Consider the following 17627-nt stretch of genomic DNA (forward strand, 5'->3'; position numbering starts at 1 on the left):
TTGCAGTCCATGGGCCGGAGGAATTCTTGTTTTCCATCATAGTTGCTGCGGGTTGGCCGATTTGGCCTCTGCTCGCTTGTTCGGTGATCGGGCTAGCGCTCGTCATCGAGAGATTCACCAGCTTGAAGACCTCCCGGGTCTTGCCTCCCAAGTTGCTCGACGAGGCCATCACGGTGTCGCGCACTTCGATCCCCGGTCCGGATGTGGTGACCAAGCTGGAAAAGAACTCCGGACTCGGCGAGGTGCTGGCTGCAGGTTTTCGCGCGCTCAACACCAATCCGCTCTCGAGCGAAGACGACCTGCGTGTTTCCATGGAGGCAGCCGGACGCGTCGTGGCCCATCGGCTCGAACGCTACCTGCCCGCGCTGGCGACGATCGCATCGGCCGCACCGTTGCTCGGCCTCCTTGGCACCGTGATCGGCATGATCGAGATCTTCGGCTCGCAGTCTCCGTCGAACGGCGCGGTCGGATCGGGCAATCCGGCGCAGCTTGCGCACGGGATTTCCATTGCGCTCTACAACACCGCCTTCGGGCTCATCATCGCGATTCCGGCGCTGATCTTCTGGCGCTATTTCCGCAGCCGGGTTGACGAGTACCTGCTGAATCTCGAATTGGCCGGCGAACGCTTTGCTCGCCATCTGAACACGTTGCGCCGATGAGAATGCATTTCCGCCACGGGTCGCGCGATGAGCCCGAGATCAACCTGATCCCGTTCATCGATGTGCTGCTGGTCGTGCTGATCTTCCTGATGCTGTCGACCACCTACAGCAAGTTTACGGAGATGCAGTTGCGTCTGCCGGTGGCTGATGTGGAGGCGCAGCGGGACTACCCGAAGGAAGTGATCGTCGCCGTGTCCTCCGACGGGCGCTATTCAATCAACAAGAACGTGCTGCCTGACCGCAGTGTCGAAGCGGTCGCCGTGGCGCTTGCGGCGGCTTCCGGAGGTGCGAGGGACAACGTCGTGATCATCAGCGCCGACGCCAATGCCTCCCATCAATCCGTGATCACGGTGATGGAAGCGGCCCGCCGGGCCGGCTTGGTGCAGATCACTTTCGCCACCCAATCGGCCGCACAGGCGGGACGCTAGCCTTGGGCTCGTTGCGCCAGGCTTGGCTGCAACGCGGCGTGCTGGCGCGACTGCTGTGGCCGCTGTCATTGCTGTTCGGCGCGCTGGCTGGCATTCGACGCGCGCTCTACCGAACGGGCCTCCTACAGACCGAGCGGGTCCGCGTGCCGGTCGTCGTCGTCGGCAACGTGATCGCCGGTGGATCCGGCAAGACGCCCGTCGTGATGGCCATCGTTCGACACCTCCGGGCGCGCGGCATCATGGCCGGCGTCGTGTCTCGCGGCTATGGAAGAGCGACCGACGACTGCCGCGAGGTGCTCGATGACTCCGACCCGCGCGACGTGGGGGACGAGCCAGCGCTGATCCGGCATTCGACCAGGGCGCCGGTCTTCGTCGCACGAAAGCGGATCGAAGCGGCTCGTGCCCTGCTCGAGCGGCATCCGGACACTCAAGTCATCGTGAGCGACGACGGACTCCAGCACCTTGCGCTCGCACGCGATATCGAGATCTGCGTCTTCGACGACCGCGGCGTGGGCAACGGCTGGCTCCTGCCTGCGGGCATGCTGCGCGAGCAGTGGCCGCGCCGCTGCGACCTGGTGATCCACACGGGCGCACAGCCCGCGTTTCACGGCTTCACCGTGCGAAAGTCACTTGCCGAGTACGCTTTGCGCCGCGATGGCAGACGGGTGCCGCTCGAATCGCTGACCGATCGGAAGCTGATTGCCGTCGCCGCCATCGCGAAGCCCGAGGCCTTCTTCCAGATGCTGAAGGATCGATCGCTGATGCCGGCGCAATGCATCGCACTGCCCGACCACCACGATTTCGATGACTGGGCTTTGCCGACGGACAGCGGCCAGACGCTGATCTGCACCGAAAAAGACGCAGTGAAACTATGGCGCAAGGCACCCGACGCCTTGGCCGTGCCGCTTGTCTTCGAACCCTCTGCCGCCTTCTTTACGGCGCTCGACGCAAAGCTATCATCGCTCGATGGACACCAAGCTGCTTGAATTGCTCGTCTGCCCCGTGACCAAAGGGCCGCTCACCTGGAACGCCGAAAAGCAGGAGCTTTCGTCGCGCAGCGCCCGCCTCGCCTACCCCGTGCGCGACGGCATTCCGGTGCTGCTCGAAACCGAAGCGCGCACGTTGACCGACGAAGAGCTGCGCCTTTGAACACCCCCTTCACCGTTCTGATTCCCGCGCGGCTCGCTTCGACGCGCCTGCCAGACAAGCCCCTGGCCGACATCGCCGGCCTGCCGATGGTGGTGCGGGTCGCCCAGCGCGCCATGGAATCCGGCGCCGAGCGCGTCGTGGTGGCTGGCGACGATACTCGCATCGTCGCCGCCTGCGAAGCGCACGGCGTTCAGGCGCTTCTCACGCGCACGGATCACGCCAGCGGCAGCGATCGCCTTGCCGAAGCGTGCACGCAGCTTGGCTTGGCAGACAACGCGATCATCGTGAATGTGCAAGGCGACGAACCGCTGATCGAGCCCTCCTTGATCGACGCCGTGGCGCAGACGCTGGCGGAGCATCCGGACGCGGCCATGAGCACGGCTGCCCATGCCATCGATTCACCCGAGGAGTTCGCCAATCCGAATGTCGTGAAAACGGTGCTCGACGCGAACGGCAACGCGCTCTATTTCAGCCGCGCACCGATTCCGTGGTGGCGCGACGGTTTCGCGGAGAAGGGTATGAAGGCCGTGCCGACCTCGCCGCCAGCCCTGCGGCACATCGGCATCTATGGCTACCGCGCAGGCTTCGTCCGCGCGTTTCCCGGCCTGCCTCCGGCGCCGATCGAGGCGACCGAGGCCCTGGAACAGCTCCGCGCGCTGTGGCACGGCCACCGGATCGCCGTGCACGTCAGTTCGCATGCGCCCGGGCCCGGCATCGACACGCCCGAAGACCTCGCACGCGTTCGCGCCCTGCTCGCAGCTGCCTAGTTTGAGCCCGTGCCCAGGCCCGAGTAGCTCGGGGGCGCATGCTATCCTCGAAGCAACTCCGCCCGGTGGCGTCCTTCGGGGCGTCCATGGGCGCGACAGAAAATCAAAGAACCTTCCGAGGACACCATGAGACTGATTTTGTTGGGCGCCCCCGGGGCAGGCAAGGGCACGCAGGCGGCCTTCATTTGCCAGAAGTACGGCATCCCCCAGATTTCCACTGGCGACATGCTGCGTGCCGCCGTCAAGGCCGGCACGCCGCTCGGGCTCCAGGCCCAGGCCGTCATGGCATCGGGCGCCCTTGTGAGCGACGACCTGATCATCAATCTCGTCAAAGAACGCATTGCGCAGCCGGATTGCGCCCAGGGCTTTCTCTTCGATGGCTTTCCCCGCACGATTCCTCAGGCCGAAGCCATGCGCTCGGCCGGCGTCAAGCTCGATTACGTGCTCGAGATCGACGTGCCCTTCGCCGACATCATCGAGCGCATGAGCGGCCGCCGCTCGCACCCGGCGTCGGGGCGCATCTATCACGTGAAGTTCAATCCACCGAAGGCCGAAGGCAAGGACGACCTCACAGGTGAAGACCTGATCCAGCGCGAAGACGACAAGGAAGAGACGGTGCGCAAGCGCCTCGAGGTCTACAGCCAACAGACCCGGCCGCTGGTCGACTACTACTCGAACTGGGCCAAGGCCGAGCCCGCCGCGGCGCCCAAATACCGTGGCATCAGCGGTGTCGGCACTGTCGACGAGATCACGCAGCGCGCGCTCGCCGCACTGAACAGTTGATCAGGCCGGGCTGGAACGCAGCCCATAGGCCTTGCCGTCGACGAACAGGTACTCGACGCGCATCACGGCATCCCCCTTCTCGTCCTTGGAAGTGAAGCCCACCGCGGAGATGCGGGTGCCGGGCTTGATCTCCTGGACTTTCCAGGCTTCCATGCGCGTGAGCGGCGCCAGTTCAAGCTCCCATTGGCGATCGTTGCGGCGGGGCACGGTCGCCTTGGCAAGCAGGCCGGGCCCATCGACGGGCGCGCTCTGCGCAGGCAGCGGACGCTTCGCGAGGTCTGCCGGCACCTTGAGATCCGGGGACACCTCGATCATCAATTCGGCGTGCGGGTTCTGCCAGCGCGCGCTCACGACCCGGCCCTCCAGGTAGAGCGGGCGGTCCTGATCAAAGCTGCTCCAGCCATGGTGCGACCAGGCAGGCGGCACCACGACGGCAGTCGAAGCAGCGGCAGCGGCCAATACGAGGCAGCGACGTTTCATGCGGAAGCTCCTTTCAATAGGCGATCCATCGGCCGCAAAAGATCACGGCCAGCCAGATCGCAGTGGACGACAACATTTGTACCCGCGCCATCAAGTCGAGTTTGAGCAACGAGCCACGCGCATGAAACCACAGGGCGTTGCAGCCGGCCAATAGCAGCAATCCCATCTTGATCAAGAATGCCCGGTTGGCCAGCAACTCCGCCGGCTGTGTGGCGAACATCAACGAGCCACTGGCCGCCGCCAGTGCAAAGCCGGACAAGGCGATGGTCAACGACAGTTTGGCAAGGCCGTGCACCGGCAGCACGACGGCGCGTCCGAAAACGCGCGCCTCGAGCGCGACCAGATTGCCCACGAGCAGCGCGATCCCGACGATGTGCACGACCTCCAGCGCCGGATAGGCCCAGGGAGTCGATTGCAGCGCGTCGAACATGGATCAGGCGGAGCGCTCGCCCGACAGCAATTCCAGCATCAGCGCGATGCGCGCCTTGACCGGCGTCAGGGCACCCGCATCGCGCAAGACTTCCCGTTCCCTTGGGAGGATGCGCCCCTGCGAGCATCGGGTCGCGCGAACGACGGCGACACCTTCCGCTTGCGCACGCAGCGCGGCAGCTTCGAGCGCATGGTGCAGTGTGCCGTTCCCCGTCGCAGCAAGGACTAGCCCCTGGATGGCATCCGCGCGGCCCAGCCTGCGCTCCCGCACCAGCGCATCCACGATCGCGCCGCGCGCCTCGGCGTGGCTCACCAGAATTTCCACGCGAGGCCAGGATTCGGCGCCTGCCATTCGCTCGAATGTGAGCCGCGCGGAGCCCGTGGGCGCCGGCCAGTTCCTGAGCACCCGCAAGGCTCCCTCCTCGACATACGCCACCGGCCCCGCGTCACCCGAGTCGAATGCATCGAGCCTGTACGTGTGGACCTTTTGAACATCGAATGCACTGTGCACCGTACCCGCACAAACGACGACGACCCCCTGCACGCCTGGCGTGGACGCCACGACGACGGCATCCCGCACATTCTGCGGACCGTCAGGTGCCAGCGCGGTGGACGGCCGCATGGCGCAGGTCAGCACCACCGGCTTCGACGGCCCCAGGACCGACTGGAGGAAAAAGGCCGTCTCCTCCAAGGTATCCGTACCATGGGTGATGACGATGCCCGCCACTCCGGGTTCCGCGAGCCAATGGGCACAGCGCAGGGCCAGCGTTTGCCAGATGGCAAGAGACATGTCCTTGCTATCGATCTGCGCAACCTGCTCTGCCAACAACAAAACACCGTCTGGCGCGTCGATACTGCCCAGCAGTTCGGCCACGCCTACCTCGCCGGCCTTGTAGCCGATGTTGTCGCCCGCGGTCGAAGCACGGCCGGCAATCGTGCCCCCCGTGCCCAGGACGATCACCCGGCGCTCGTCTTTTCCAATGCTCTCGGCCATCGCTTGCCAACTTCCAGAAACTGGTTAAAAATACAGGTACTGGATATTCAGCCAGTGCCCATCAGGAGCCAACATGCAGTTCGCAGTGAAGCTTACCGCCCGCCAGCAGCAGATTCTGGACTTGATCCAGAGCGCCATCGCACGCACCGGAGCCCCTCCCACACGCGCCGAGATCGCCGCCGAACTCGGGTTCAAGTCCGCCAACGCTGCCGAGGAACACCTGCAAGCACTCGCGCGCAAGGGAGTCATCGAGCTTGTGAGCGGAACCTCCCGCGGCATCCGGCTCAAGGGCGACGCCCTGCGCTCCCTCAACGAGTCCCGCAACAACCAGTTCTCCCTGTCGCTGCCAGGCATGGCGCAACTCGCGCTGCCGTTGATTGGCCGCGTGGCGGCCGGCTCGCCCATCCTCGCGCAGGAACATGTCGATCAGACCTACTACGTCGAGAACACGCTGTTCCAGCGCCAGCCCGACTACCTCCTCAAAGTGCGCGGCATGTCGATGCGGGACGCCGGCATCATGGACGGCGATCTGCTTGCGGTTCAAGCCACCAAGGAAGCCCGAAACGGCCAGATCGTCGTGGCCCGGCTGGGCGATGAGGTCACGGTCAAGCGCCTCAAGCGCAACAAGCAAGTCATCGAGTTGCATGCTGAAAACCCCGATTACCCCACCATAGTCGTCCAACCGGGCGAGCCCTTCGAAATCGAAGGCCTGGCGGTTGGTCTGATCCGCAACACCATGCTGATGTAGGGCTTTGAATCACCCGGCCGCGACAGGTGGCGGGCGTATGGCGAAGAGCCATCACCCTGTCGAGGCCCATGAAATCAATCCTGCCTATGTTCAATCTCTGACCTTTGGAGTTCACATGGGAATCGCCCTGCTCAACATCGTTGATTTGTTCACCCCTTTGCAATCGCTGGCCAGCCGCTGGATGCCGGCGCGCAGTTCGCGTCGCATCAGTTCGCCGGGCCTGCGCTATGTCGGGGTTCGTCCAAGCTGCGGCGGGCGGCAGTCGGCCACTGTGCAAGCCAGCGCGCCCACCGCGCGGCCTTTGCGCGTGGTACGCATGGTCGATGCGCAGCAGCCGGGCTGCCATCAGAGCCGTGTCGTGATTTCGGGCCGGATGGCCGATGTCTGCGCAGAGCTCGACAGGCTCGTGGCGCTCGAGGCAGCCGGCACACCCCTGCAGTCCAACCATACACATTGAAGACCCGGACGCTTCCGCGTCGAACGAGCGCAATGCGTCCTTCGGCACCGCTGTTCGTCACCGCAACGTACGGCGCGTGCAACAGCAAAGCAACGCGCCGGCACAGCAGGTCGATGGTGCGAGGCACAATGGCACGCCATGAACATTGTGATCCTCGACGACTATCAGGATGCGGTGCGCAAGCTGCAGTGCGCTGCCAAGCTCGATGCGTATGCCGCCAAGGTGTACACCAACACGGTCAAGGGCATTGGACAGCTCTCGGTGCGGCTCAAGGACGCCGACGTGATCGTGCTGATCCGCGAGCGCACTCACATCTCCCGGCAGCTCATCGAGAAGCTGCCCAAGCTCAAGCTCATTTCGCAGACGGGTCGGGTTGGCAGTCATATCGACGTGAACGCCTGTACGGAACAAGGCGTTGCGGTGGCGGAAGGCACGGGGTCGCCGCTGGCACCTGCCGAGCTGACCTGGGCATTGATCATGGCCGCCATGCGTCGCCTGCCGCAGTACATCAGCAACCTCAAGCACGGCGCATGGCAGCAATCGGGCCTTAAGTCGGGGTCGATGCCGCCGAACTTCGGGCTTGGCTCTGTGCTCAAGGGCAAGACGCTGTGCATCTGGGGCTACGGGCGTATCGGCCAGCTGGTCGCGCGCTACGGCCAGGCTTTCGGTATGCAGGTGATGATCTGGGGGCGCGAGCAGAGCTGCGCCAGGGCAAGGTCCGACGGCTTCCAGATTGCCCCGAGCCGGGAGGCGTTTTTCGCCGCGGCTGATGTGATGTCGGTTCATCTGCGGCTCACGGAGGAAACGCGAGGCCTGGTGACGCTCGAGGATCTTTCCCGAATGAAGCCGACCGCCCTGTTCGTGAACACGTCGCGGGCGGAACTGGTCGAGCAGGACGCTCTTCTCGCAGCTCTCAATCGCGGACGGCCCGGTCTGGCAGCGGTCGACGTCTTCGAGAGTGAACCACCGCTGCAGGGTCACGCCCTCCTCCGACTGGAGAACTGCATCTGCACCCCGCACATCGGCTACGTCGAGCAGGACAGCTACGAGATGTACTTCGGTCAGGCTTTCGACAACGTCGTCAGCTTCATCAAGGGCAATCCGACCAACATCGTCAATCCCGGCGCACTGCAGGTCCGCCGTTGAAACGGCCTGCGCTGCCGGCCGCCCTGTGGGCCCTGCTGGCAGGCAACTTCGTGATCGGCACGGGCGTGATGGTCGTGCCTGGCACGCTCAACGAACTCAGCACGTCGCTTCAGGTCAGCGCGGCAACGGCTGGCCAGTTGATCACGGTCGGCGCGATCGTGATGTGCCTGGGCGCCCCTTTGCTTGCCGCCGTGGTCGCCGGCTGGGACCGCCGGGTGCTGCTGGCCTGCACGATGCTATGGTACGGCGCGGGACACCTCGTCGCGACGCTGATGCCGAATTTCGGCGGACTGCTACTGGTCCGCATGTTGACGGTCATTGCACCCGCGATCTTCACTCCGCAGGCGGCAGCGTGCGTCGGCTTGCTGGTGCCGCCGGAGCAGCGTGGCCGCGCAGTCACCTTCGTCTTTCTCGGATGGTCGATGGCCTCTGTGCTGGGCCTTCCGATCGGCGCTGTCATTGGCGGCCATTTCGGATGGCGGGCGGCGTTCGCGGTGATCACGGTTCTGTCAGCGGTCGGCGCGATCTGGATCTGGCTGAAGCTTCCCGCGGGCATCCGGCCTGCCGCGCTATCGCGCGAGGCCTGGGGCCGCGTGTTCAAAAGTCCTCTGCTGATGGGCGTGGTCTCCGTCACCGCGCTGCAGGGCGCCGGCCAGTTCGTGCTGTTCAGCTATTTCGCGCCGATCCTGAAGCAGACGCTGGACGCAAGCGCCACCGAGTTGGGCCTCATGTGGGCTTGGTTCGGCGCGTGCGGCCTCGCGGGCAACATGCTGGTGAGCCGGCACATCGACCGCGTGGGTGCGCCGCGCATGGTGCTGCTCACCACCTCGCTGATCGCACTGAGCCTCCTTCTGTGGCCGCTGGGTGTCACGCTCGTCTGGCTGGCGCTTCTGCTCACCCCCTGGGGCCTGGGCTGCTTCGCGACCAATTCGGCCCAGCAGGCGCGGCTGGTGGCTCTCTCGCCCGCCCTCGCGCCGGGCTCGGTGGCACTGAACAGTTCCGGCATCTACATCGGGCAGGCCGTGGGCGCTGGGGCCGGCGGGTGGTTGTTGGCCCATGAAGCGACCGCGTGGATGAGCTGGGTCGGGCTGGCGACCGTGCTTGCCGCCATAGGTCTCAGCGTCGCAGTGGACAGGGCACAACGCCGCGCCCCTGCGTTCAGCGCTTGATTATCGGTCGCGGCGCGATCTCGGCCTCGGTGTTCGGGTCGAACAACTCGAAGTCGATCACGTGCGGATCTGTCGAAGGCGCGGGAGGCGGCTTCGGGGACTCGATCGGCGTCGGCATGGTCTCGTAAGCTGTCTTGTCGAATTCGGCGAAGTCCAGTTCGAGATCGGGCTTGACGCGCTGCGGTGTCTCGTCTGCGGAAGGCATCGGGACCGGTGTATCGGGGACCATCACCGTGTCGTGGTGCAGTCCATCGTCGATCGAGCCGTAGATCGAGGGCACCACCACCTGGTCGTCGTATATGGCCGGCGGCTGGGTGTCGACCTCGATGGGCGCGGTCGCGGTCGGCAGATCGCCGTGCGTGTCGGCGAACGAATGCGGCGTGACCGGTGCAGGCGGCGCGCTGTCCGGATCGATCACTTCTTTCGCCACAGCGTAGAGGAGAAGGAGTTCCTGGTAGGCGGCGAGGTCGAACGCACCCTCTTCGTGGACGCCAGGCTTGCGGAAAATCAGTTCCTCGATTAGCGCGAGGGTGCCCGGCGCGGGCCATTGCGACTCGATGCGCGCCAAAGCGCTGCGGTAGTGTTCCAGACCTCTGCCCGTTTCGGCGAAATGCTCGAAAGCCGGCACATCGGCATTGAAGGCGCGCTCGAACTCTTCCGCCAACCTCGCATAGTCTTCCTTGCGGTCGAGCGTATGGAAGATGCGCAACAGGTCGAGGTAAGCGAGCGCGCTGGTCCCGGGATTGGCGGCGATGTGCTCGCGCAGCACCGCGATCGCCTGGTCGTGCTGGCCGAGCGAAAGGAAGAAATCCGATTGCTGCTGCACGTCGAACAGCTCTTCGGTGTTGACCGGCCGCACCGGGGCGTTGTCGAAAGTGCGAGCGGGGTGCGCCACGGGCTCGTCGAAGCCGCTGTCGAGAGCGTTCGGCTCGAGCGGCGCAATCGGCTTCGGCACGAAGGTCCTGCCCGTGCTGGCGCTGCGTCGCGAAGGAGGCGGGTCCGGCTCGGAGTCCAAATCCATCTCGTCGTCCAGCAGGCCCCGTTGCGGATGGAGGCGCCTGCGTGCGCCGTCGCCCTTCGGAGGCGGCGCTTCACCCCACCAGGCGGGCACGGCCGGGCGCCGCGCCAGCCGCCACAACAGCAACATGCCGATGAGAGCCAGCAGCAGCAAGACGATCAAGGTGTAGACGAGCGGATTGCGGAACTGGCTTTCGCGCGCCTGGGCCAGTTCGCTGCGCAACTCGTTAAGCGCGCGCTGGTTCTGCGCGGTCTGCTCGCGCAATGCGGCGAGCGTGGCATCCATGTCCTTTGCACGCTGGGCCTCACGCTGCGCCTCTTGCGGCTGCGGATTCATCGCGTTCCAGAGGGCCGCTGCAGCAGCACGCCGCCCGAGATCCTCCACAGGGGGCAGCGTCAGTTCCTTCGCGGTCTTGAGGCCGGCTTCCCTGGTGGATTGCGGCTCCAGCGCCTCCACGCGAAGCCGCGATGCGCCTGTCGCCGGTTCTTGTTTAGGCGCTTGCACCGGTGATGCGGGCGTCGCCGGAGCGACCTTCGGAGTGGCGGGGGGCCGCGCAACGGGCGTTCGCCGTGGCGCGACCGGTGCGGCCATGGCGGGTGGGCGGCGCGGTGCCTGCGCTTCGGCATCAGGCGCCGATGCTGGATCCCGCGGCGGGACGGCGCGCTGTGCTGTCCTGGTACCGGAACCGTCCGATGAGGACGCGCCCCCGCTTGCATTGCGCGAAACTCCGCGCGCAGCGGGCCGTGCGACCGGAGCCGTGTCCGATGAAGAGCGAGCGGCAGAAGGCGCAACGACACCCGGCAGCGACACATCGGTGGGCACATCGGCGAGCAGAACGTAGCTGCGCGTCGACTTCATGTCGCAGCCGGCCCGCACCGTGACGGTGACCACCGGCTCCTCCATCGGAACGGTGGAGCGAATGCGCATGTTCGGATTGCCAGGACCTGCGCCGGGGTCGAGGGATACAGTCACGCGGCGATCGGGGATCGGGGTGTCGCCCTGGAGGACACTGGCCTCGAGGCACAGGGACCCGCCCGCCTCCACGGAGTCGAGCGTGAGTGGGATCACCACGTCCATCGGCTTGCCGATCCAGACGGCACCCTGCGGTCGACCGATCGTCAACGCGGATGATTCAAGGGCCAGCCCGAGGAGAAACAGGCTCGCCGCTAAGCGTGGGGACTGCAAAATGGGCTGCAATGGCAATCTAAAGTTGACACATTCTGACATGAGGGTCAGAGCCGATCTTTCAGAGAGAGACAATTATCAAATGACTGTGAATTTTTCCAACATAGGTGTGATCGGCGCTGGCGCCATGGGACGAGGCATTGCGCAGATTGCAGCGCAGGCCGGAAGCGAGGTTTTGCTGCTCGACAGCTTCGATGGCGCAGCGGCGCGCGGACGCGATGCCGTCCTCGCCCAATGGCAAAAGCAGCATGAGAAAGGCAAGCTGGACGCAGCGCAGCGCGACGTGCTGTCGGCACGCGTCCGTGCGGTCGATTCGATGGAGGCGCTCGCCGGCTGCGACCTGGTCATCGAGGCCGTGGTCGAAGACCTGGAGGTCAAGCGCAAGCTCTTCAAGGAACTGGAGGGGGTCGTTTCGACCTCGGCCACGCTGGCCACGAACACGTCGTCGCTGTCCGTCACCGCCATCGCGGCGGCGATGAAGCATCCCGAGCGCATGGCGGGGTTCCATTTCTTCAACCCCGTGCCGCTGATGAAAGTCGTGGAGGTCGTGGCCGGCTTCAAGACGGAAGCCGAGGTCTGCACGCGGCTCGCCGGCTATGGCACGCAGATGGGTCACAGCGCAGTGCAGGCGAAGGACACGCCTGGCTTCATCGTGAACCACGCGGGACGCGGCTACGGTACGGAGGCGCTGCGCATCGTCGGCGAAGGCGTGGCTGACTTCGCGACGATCGACCGCATCCTGAAGGACCAGGCCGGCTTTCGGCTCGGACCTTTCGAGTTGCTGGACCTGACGGCGCTCGACGTGTCGCATCCGGTGATGGAGTCCATCTACCGCCAGTACTACGAGGAGCCGCGCTACCGCCCCAGTGTGATCACCGCGCAGCGTCTGGCCGCGGGTGCACTTGGCCGCAAGACCGGTGAAGGCTTCTACCGCTATGCCGACGGTGCGATGCAGCAGCTCCCGGAGCCGCCAGTGCCGACGGTCGATTCGACGCCGTCGGTCTGGGTATCGCCGCGCGCGGCACGCCGGCCCGAACTGCTGCGGCTCGTCCACGCCCTGGGCGCTCAACTCGAAAGCGGCGCGACGCCTTCCAGCGCGGCGCTGATCCTGGTCGCGCCGCTCGGCTTCGACGTGACGACCGTGGCCGCGGTCGAGCGGCTGGACGCGACGCGCACGATCGGCATCGACATGATGGTCGACGACGCGGCAACCAAGCGCCGCGTGCTCGCCACCAACCCCGCGACCCGGCGCGACATGCGCGATGCGGCGCATGCACTGTTCGCGCGCGACGGCAAGGCCGTCAGCGTGATCCGTGACAGCGGGGGCTTCGTCACCCAGCGCGTGGTCGCGACCATCGTGAACATCGCGTGCGACATGTGCCAGCAAGGCGTCTGCTCGCCGGCCGACCTCGACACCGCCGTGCGCCTCGGGCTCGGCTATCCGCAAGGGCCGTTGGCCATGGGCGACCTGTACGGCCCGACAAACATGCTCGAAGTGTTGTTCAACCTCCAGACCGTCTACGGCGATCCCCGCTATCGCCCGAGCCCGTGGCTGCGCCGCCGCGGCGCTCTCGGCCTGAGCCTCACCCATGAAGAAGAGTAAGAGACACCCATGACCGCAGAACTGAAAAGCACGACCGAGGGCAGCACGATGGTGCTCACGCTCTCCAATCCCTCGCAACGCAACGCACTGGGCCCCGAGATGTATGCCGCTGGCATCGAGGCGCTCAATGGCGCCGAGAACAGCGACGAGATCCGCAGCGTGATCCTCGTCGGCGAAGGCAAGTGGTTCTGTGCCGGCGGCTCGCTGCAGCGCCTGTCGGCCAACCGCGACCGCGAGCCGGCGGTGCAGGCCGAGAGCATCGAGGCATTGCATACCTGGGTCGATTCGATCCGCACCTTTCCCAAGCCCGTCATCGCAGCGGTCGAAGGTGCGGCGGCCGGCGCGGGCTTCTCGCTGGCATTGGCCTGCGACTTCGTCGTCTCGGCGCGCGATGCGGTGTTCGCCGCCTCGTACAGCAATGTCGCGCTTTCGCCGGATGGCGGACTGAGCTGGCATCTCGGGCGGGCGCTGCCACGCCAGTTGGCCAGCGAATGGCTCATGCTGGGCGAACGCCTCGATGCGTCCCGCCTGCATGTGCTTGGATTGGTCAACGAGATCACCGAGAGCGGCCAGGCCTTGACTGCTGCACTCGCCATCGCCGGCAAGCTCAACGCCCGAGCGCCGAACGCACTGGCCAGCATCAAGGAACTGCTCAGCGAAGCGCGGGGCACGACGCTCGTTTCGCAGCTGTCGCAGGAGCGCGATCACTTCGTGCGTAATCTGCATCATGCCAACGCTGGCATCGGTATCGCCGCATTCCTCTCGAAGCAGACGCCGCGCTACGAATGACGGGCGCGTCGCTCCCGCGACAACCCCTAGCTTTTCAGTCACCGACAGGACAGTCCATGGACGACCCCATTCTTACCATCGAAGAACGTGAAGCGATCAACGGTGGTCGCTGGTTCTCTTCTCTTTCCCCATCACTGCGCCACGACATCCTCCGATGTGCTTTCGTCAAACGCTACAAGGACGGCGAGCTGATCGCCGCTCGCGGCGATCCGCCGGAGCAATGGATCGCCTGCGCGAAGGGCGCGGTGCGGGTGAGTTCGACGGCCGTGTCGGGCAAGCAAGTGACGCTGACTTACGTGGAGCCGGGCATCTGGTTCGGCGACGTGGCGATGTTCGATGGGGACCGGCGCACGCACGATGCCTATGCGCATGGCGACTCCACGATCCTCTGCGTCGCGCGTGCGGACTTCCAGAAGATCCTTGCGAATCACGTCGAGCTCTACGAAGCGCTGATGCGCCTGCAGGCACGACGCATTCGCCAGCTGTTCGGACTGGTGGAGGATCTCAACACCCTTCCCTTGCGCGCACGGCTGGCCAAGCAGCTCATCCACCTGGTTCGCAGCTACGGGGTGCCGAGCCTCGCGGACGGCAGTCAGATGCGCATCGGCCTGCATCTCGCTCAGGAAGAACTTGCGCAATTGCTTGGCGCCTCGCGCCAACGCGTCAACCAGGAACTGAAGGCCATGGAGCGCGAAGAAGCGATCCGCATCGAGCCGGGCGGCCTGGTGGTGCTGGACCGCGCCGCACTGATGCGCATCTCCGAAGCAGACGACCAATAAATCCAGAGACATCGAGAGACATGACCCAGGACTTCGACAAATTCGTCGGCACGCGTGCCGTTTCCCAGCAGCACCTCGTCGACATCGATGTGCTGACCGCATGGCTCGAGAAGAATCTCGATGGGTTCAAGGGACCGCTCACGGTCGAGATGTTCAAGGGCGGGCAGTCCAACCCGACCTACAAGCTCATCACGCCCTCGCAAAGCTACGTGATGCGCGCGAAGCCGGGGCCGGTCGCCAAGCTGCTGCCTTCTGCGCACGCAGTCGAGCGCGAGTTCAAGGTCATGAGCGGCCTCGCCGGCACCGATGTGCCGGTCCCGCGGATGTACTGCCTGTGCGAAGACGAAGCCGTGATCGGCCGCGCCTTCTACGTGATGGAGTTCATGGCCGGCCGCGTGCTGTGGGATCAGTCCCTCCCCGACATGGACCACGCGGGGCGCGCCGCCATCTATGACGAGATGAACCGAGTCATCGCGGCGCTGCACACGGTGAAGTTCGCCGAACGCGGCCTGGCCGACTACGGCAAGCCCGGAAACTACTTCGAACGCCAGATCGGACGCTGGAGCAAGCAGTACGTCGCATCGATCACGCAGCCGATCCCCGAGATGGATCGCCTGATGGAGTGGCTGCCGGCCCACATCCCGGCCAGTGCACGCGACGAGAAGATGAGTTCGATCGTGCACGGCGACTTCCGTCTCGACAACCTGATGTTCCACCCCACGGAGCCGCGTGCGATTGCCGTGCTCGACTGGGAACTGTCGACGCTCGGTCATCCGCTGGCCGACTTCAGTTACCACTGCATGGCCTGGCACATACCGCACGCGATGTCGCGCGGCATCGGCGGCCTCGACCTGAAGAGCCTCGGCATCCCGACGGAAAGCGAATACATCCAGCGCTATTGCGACCGTACCGGCCTGACGACGCCGGAAGCGCTCGCGCCGGACTGGAACTTCTACCTGGCCTACAACCTGTTCCGCATCGCCGCGATTCTGCAAGGCATCGCCAAGCGGGTCGAGGCCGGGACCGCATCGAGCGAACAAGCCGTGGCCTCGGGCCGCGGCGCGCGACCGATGGCCGAAATGGCCTGGCAATTCGCCAAGAAAGCATGATTGGCGCGGCAGCGGCCGCCTGACATTCCACCCACCTGGAGAAGACATGGACTTCGAATACTCGGCCAAAACCAAAGAGCTTCAAAAGCGCGTCAGCGCTTTCATGGAAGACCACATCTACCCCGCCGAGGCCGCGTACTCGGCGGAGTTGGCGGCGAACACCGCCGCCGGCAAGCGCTGGACCGCGCTCGAGACCGTCGAAAAGGTCAAGACCAAGGCCAAGGCCCAGGGTCTGTGGAATCTGTTCCTGCCGGTCGATAGCGCTGCCGCATCGGGCTACGAAGGCGCCGGCCTCACCAACCAGGAATACGCGCCGCTGGCCGAGATCATGGGGCGGGTGCCATGGGCCAGCGAGGCCTTCAACTGCTCGGCGCCCGACACCGGCAATATGGAGACCATCGCACGCTACGGGTCCGACGAGATCAAGTCGCGCTGGCTCAAACCGCTGCTCGAAGGCGAGATCCGCTCGGCCTTCGCCATGACCGAGCCTGATGTAGCGTCCAGCGATGCAACCAACATCTCCACCCGCATCGAACGCCAGGGTGACGAATACGTGATCAACGGCCACAAGTGGTGGATTTCCGGCGCGGCCGATCCCCGGTGCAAGGTCTTCATCACCATGGGCAAGTCGGAGCCGGACGCGCCCCGCCACTCCCAGCAGAGCATGGTCATCGTGCCGGCCGACGCCAAGGGCATCCGCATCGTGCGCCCGCTCAACGTGATGGGCTATGACGACGCGCCTCACGGCCACGTCGAGATGTACTTCGAGAACGTTCGCGTGCCCGTGGGCAACATCCTGCTGGGCGAAGGCCGCGGCTTCGAGATCGCCCAAGGCCGCCTCGGCCCGGGACGGATTCACCACTGCATGCGCCTGATCGGCCTGGCGGAACGCGCGCTCGAACTGATGTGCAAGCGCGCCTCCTCGCGCGTGGCCTTCGGCAAGACCGTCGCATCGCAGACCGTGACGCAGGAACGCATCGCCGAAGCGCGCTGCAAGATCGACATGGCACGCCTGCTGACGCTCAAGGCCGCATGGCTGATGGACGTGGCCGGCAACAAGGTCGCCAAGACCGAGATCGCGATGATCAAGGTGGTCGCACCGAGCATGGCTTGCCAGGTGATCGACTGGGCCATGCAGGTGCATGGCGGCGGCGGCATGTGCGACGACTTCCCGCTCGCCTACGCCTACGCCGGCGCCCGCACGCTGCGTTTCGCGGATGGCCCGGACGAAGTGCACCGCAATGCGATCGCGAAGTGGGAGCTGGGCAAGTACGCGCCCAGCAAGGGCGACGAGGCAATGCCCGTCACGCGCTTCTGAAGCTCGCCCCCTGGTTGCCCGCACTTCGTGTCGGGCGCCTACCCCCTGCCGGGGGCAACACCAGCGGACCGGCCGAGCCGGTTCCGCGATGTTTCACCAACGGGCCACGCTTCGCGGCCGGCGGCAAACAGCCCGACTCAGAGCTTCTTCTCCAGGAACATTGCCGAGCCGAAGGCCGGATCGAGCTGGTAGTTCGCGAAGCCTTCGCGTTCGTAGGCTCGCAGTGCGCTTTGATTGCCCGAGAGCACTTCGAGCGTGAGCTTGCAGGCGCCGCGGACGCGCGCCTCCTCTTCGACTCGGGCCAGCATGCGTTGCGTCACCCGCTGCCCGCGATGACTGGCCAAGACGACCACGTCATGGACGTTCACGAGCGGCTTGCAAGCAAAGGTCGAGAAACCCTCTAAGCAATTGATCAACCCCACTGGCTGCTCGCCGTCGTACGCAAGCACGCTGAAGGCCTGCGGCCGCGCGGCAAGCGCCTCCGGCAGATTCGATATCGCATCGGCTGCCAGCGGCGTGCCTCCGCCTGCGGGATCGCGCGCGTAGGCATCCAGCAGGTCGACGAGGGCACGCGCATGCGCAGGGTTGCGGTAGTCCGCCATCACCACGTCGACCAT

The 17627-nt window shown here is 65.4% G+C and carries 20 protein-coding genes; 15 read left to right on the top strand and 5 right to left on the bottom strand.

Translation table 11 applies throughout. From position 1 onward, the window contains the following. Window positions 1-26 precede the first annotated feature (26 nt). The 6 genes from QTI24_RS05950 (at window position 27) to adk (ending at window position 3786) form a co-directional block, all read left to right on the top strand. Window positions 27-659 (top strand): MotA/TolQ/ExbB proton channel family protein, encoded by a 633-nt coding sequence (locus QTI24_RS05950; RefSeq protein WP_286599285.1) that lies wholly within the window; start codon window positions 27-29, stop codon window positions 657-659. A gap of 2 nt (window positions 660-661) precedes the next feature. Next, entirely contained in the window at window positions 662-1087 is a 426-nt protein-coding gene (locus QTI24_RS05955) for an ExbD/TolR family protein (protein ID WP_286599286.1), read from the top strand. Window positions 1088-1089: 2 nt separating this feature from the next. After that, a complete protein-coding gene (gene lpxK, locus QTI24_RS05960; protein ID WP_286598983.1) occupies window positions 1090-2073 on the top strand; it encodes a tetraacyldisaccharide 4'-kinase in 984 nt (327 codons plus the stop codon). Next, the gene (locus tag QTI24_RS05965; RefSeq protein ID WP_286598985.1) at window positions 2054-2236 is read left to right on the top strand and encodes a Trm112 family protein; all 183 of its coding nucleotides are present in this window, start codon (window positions 2054-2056) and stop codon (window positions 2234-2236) included. The genes lpxK and QTI24_RS05965 overlap by 20 nt, the downstream gene beginning before the upstream one ends. Further along, window positions 2233-3003 carry a 3-deoxy-manno-octulosonate cytidylyltransferase gene (gene kdsB / locus QTI24_RS05970; protein WP_286598987.1) on the top strand — a complete coding sequence of 257 codons (771 nt, stop codon included), beginning with the start codon at window positions 2233-2235 and terminating at the stop codon, window positions 3001-3003. Before QTI24_RS05965 ends, kdsB begins: the two co-directional genes overlap by 4 nt. A gap of 126 nt (window positions 3004-3129) precedes the next feature. Beyond that, complete coding sequence (gene adk, locus QTI24_RS05975) at window positions 3130-3786, top strand: adenylate kinase (RefSeq protein WP_286598988.1); 657 nt, start codon at window positions 3130-3132, stop codon at window positions 3784-3786. Here the strand turns inward: adk and QTI24_RS05980 are convergent, their stop codons facing one another. From QTI24_RS05980 to QTI24_RS05990, 3 genes are read right to left on the bottom strand one after another with little or no spacing between them, the layout of a single operon-like run. Next, entirely contained in the window at window positions 3787-4266 is a 480-nt protein-coding gene (locus QTI24_RS05980) for a DUF6152 family protein (protein WP_286598991.1), read from the bottom strand. It abuts the gene before it with no gap. Between the two features lie 13 nt (window positions 4267-4279). Beyond that, a complete protein-coding gene (locus QTI24_RS05985; protein WP_286598992.1) occupies window positions 4280-4696 on the bottom strand; it encodes a hypothetical protein in 417 nt (138 codons plus the stop codon). Between the two features lie 3 nt (window positions 4697-4699). After that, window positions 4700-5689 (bottom strand): asparaginase, encoded by a 990-nt coding sequence (locus tag QTI24_RS05990; protein WP_286598993.1) that lies wholly within the window; start codon window positions 5687-5689, stop codon window positions 4700-4702. Window positions 5690-5762: 73 nt separating this feature from the next. On the opposite strand from QTI24_RS05990, the gene lexA reads away from it, so the two are divergent. The 4 genes from lexA to QTI24_RS06010 all read left to right on the top strand — a co-directional run bounded on the left by lexA (window position 5763) and on the right by QTI24_RS06010 (window position 9209). Beyond that, window positions 5763-6437: a transcriptional repressor LexA gene (gene lexA / locus QTI24_RS05995; RefSeq protein WP_093107767.1), complete on the top strand. Its 675-nt coding sequence runs from the start codon at window positions 5763-5765 to the stop codon at window positions 6435-6437. 37 nt (window positions 6438-6474) lie between these two features. Beyond that, window positions 6475-6894: a hypothetical protein gene (locus tag QTI24_RS06000; RefSeq protein ID WP_286598995.1), complete on the top strand. Its 420-nt coding sequence runs from the start codon at window positions 6475-6477 to the stop codon at window positions 6892-6894. A 138-nt stretch (window positions 6895-7032) separates the two neighbouring features. After that, the gene (locus tag QTI24_RS06005) at window positions 7033-8040 is read left to right on the top strand and encodes a D-2-hydroxyacid dehydrogenase family protein (protein WP_286598996.1); all 1008 of its coding nucleotides are present in this window, start codon (window positions 7033-7035) and stop codon (window positions 8038-8040) included. Then, window positions 8037-9209, top strand: coding sequence for an MFS transporter (locus QTI24_RS06010; RefSeq protein ID WP_286598998.1), 1173 nt, complete (start codon window positions 8037-8039; stop codon window positions 9207-9209). The genes QTI24_RS06005 and QTI24_RS06010 overlap by 4 nt, the downstream gene beginning before the upstream one ends. Here QTI24_RS06010 and QTI24_RS06015 read toward each other — a convergent pair. Beyond that, window positions 9199-11349: a hypothetical protein gene (locus QTI24_RS06015; RefSeq protein ID WP_286599000.1), complete on the bottom strand. Its 2151-nt coding sequence runs from the start codon at window positions 11347-11349 to the stop codon at window positions 9199-9201. The genes QTI24_RS06010 and QTI24_RS06015 overlap by 11 nt on opposite strands. A gap of 145 nt (window positions 11350-11494) precedes the next feature. Here QTI24_RS06015 and QTI24_RS06020 point away from each other — a divergent pair, with 145 nt between their 5' ends. From QTI24_RS06020 to QTI24_RS06040, 5 genes are read left to right on the top strand one after another with little or no spacing between them, the layout of a single operon-like run. Continuing rightward, window positions 11495-13015: a 3-hydroxyacyl-CoA dehydrogenase gene (locus tag QTI24_RS06020; protein WP_286599001.1), complete on the top strand. Its 1521-nt coding sequence runs from the start codon at window positions 11495-11497 to the stop codon at window positions 13013-13015. Window positions 13016-13024: 9 nt separating this feature from the next. Further along, window positions 13025-13804, top strand: a complete 780-nt coding sequence (locus QTI24_RS06025) for an oxepin-CoA hydrolase, alternative type (RefSeq protein WP_286599003.1) — start codon at window positions 13025-13027, stop codon at window positions 13802-13804. A 56-nt stretch (window positions 13805-13860) separates the two neighbouring features. Continuing rightward, entirely contained in the window at window positions 13861-14583 is a 723-nt protein-coding gene (locus QTI24_RS06030) for a Crp/Fnr family transcriptional regulator (RefSeq protein ID WP_286599004.1), read from the top strand. 20 nt (window positions 14584-14603) lie between these two features. Next, window positions 14604-15692: a phosphotransferase gene (locus tag QTI24_RS06035; protein WP_286599005.1), complete on the top strand. Its 1089-nt coding sequence runs from the start codon at window positions 14604-14606 to the stop codon at window positions 15690-15692. 46 nt (window positions 15693-15738) lie between these two features. Further along, entirely contained in the window at window positions 15739-17010 is a 1272-nt protein-coding gene (locus QTI24_RS06040; RefSeq protein WP_286599006.1) for an acyl-CoA dehydrogenase family protein, read from the top strand. Window positions 17011-17147: 137 nt separating this feature from the next. On the opposite strand, the gene QTI24_RS06045 is transcribed toward QTI24_RS06040, so the two are convergent. Beyond that, a complete protein-coding gene (locus tag QTI24_RS06045; RefSeq protein WP_286599287.1) occupies window positions 17148-17627 on the bottom strand; it encodes a GNAT family N-acetyltransferase in 480 nt (159 codons plus the stop codon).

The sequence above is a fragment of the Variovorax sp. J22P240 genome (assembly GCF_030316855.1).
Classification (GTDB): Bacteria; Pseudomonadota; Gammaproteobacteria; order Burkholderiales; family Burkholderiaceae_C; genus Variovorax.

Excerpts from the sequence above, each read along its gene's own strand:
- QTI24_RS05955 (WP_286599286.1), top strand. The coding sequence starts at position 662 with ATGCATTTCCGCCACGGGTCGCGCGATGAGCCCGAGATCAACCTGATC.
- QTI24_RS05965 (WP_286598985.1), top strand. The coding sequence starts at position 2,054 with ATGGACACCAAGCTGCTTGAATTGCTCGTCTGCCCCGTGACCAAAGGG.
- adk (WP_286598988.1), top strand. The coding sequence starts at position 3,130 with ATGAGACTGATTTTGTTGGGCGCCCCCGGGGCAGGCAAGGGCACGCAG.
- QTI24_RS05980 (WP_286598991.1), bottom strand. The coding sequence starts at position 4,266 with ATGAAACGTCGCTGCCTCGTATTGGCCGCTGCCGCTGCTTCGACTGCC.
- QTI24_RS05985 (WP_286598992.1), bottom strand. The coding sequence starts at position 4,696 with ATGTTCGACGCGCTGCAATCGACTCCCTGGGCCTATCCGGCGCTGGAG.
- QTI24_RS05990 (WP_286598993.1), bottom strand. The coding sequence starts at position 5,689 with ATGGCCGAGAGCATTGGAAAAGACGAGCGCCGGGTGATCGTCCTGGGC.
- lexA (WP_093107767.1), top strand. The coding sequence starts at position 5,763 with ATGCAGTTCGCAGTGAAGCTTACCGCCCGCCAGCAGCAGATTCTGGAC.
- QTI24_RS06000 (WP_286598995.1), top strand. The coding sequence starts at position 6,475 with ATGGCGAAGAGCCATCACCCTGTCGAGGCCCATGAAATCAATCCTGCC.
- QTI24_RS06005 (WP_286598996.1), top strand. The coding sequence starts at position 7,033 with ATGAACATTGTGATCCTCGACGACTATCAGGATGCGGTGCGCAAGCTG.
- QTI24_RS06020 (WP_286599001.1), top strand. The coding sequence starts at position 11,495 with ATGACTGTGAATTTTTCCAACATAGGTGTGATCGGCGCTGGCGCCATG.
- QTI24_RS06025 (WP_286599003.1), top strand. The coding sequence starts at position 13,025 with ATGACCGCAGAACTGAAAAGCACGACCGAGGGCAGCACGATGGTGCTC.
- QTI24_RS06030 (WP_286599004.1), top strand. The coding sequence starts at position 13,861 with ATGGACGACCCCATTCTTACCATCGAAGAACGTGAAGCGATCAACGGT.
- QTI24_RS06035 (WP_286599005.1), top strand. The coding sequence starts at position 14,604 with ATGACCCAGGACTTCGACAAATTCGTCGGCACGCGTGCCGTTTCCCAG.
- QTI24_RS06040 (WP_286599006.1), top strand. The coding sequence starts at position 15,739 with ATGGACTTCGAATACTCGGCCAAAACCAAAGAGCTTCAAAAGCGCGTC.
- QTI24_RS06045 (WP_286599287.1), bottom strand. The coding sequence starts at position 17,627 with ATGGTCGACGTGGTGATGGCGGACTACCGCAACCCTGCGCATGCGCGT.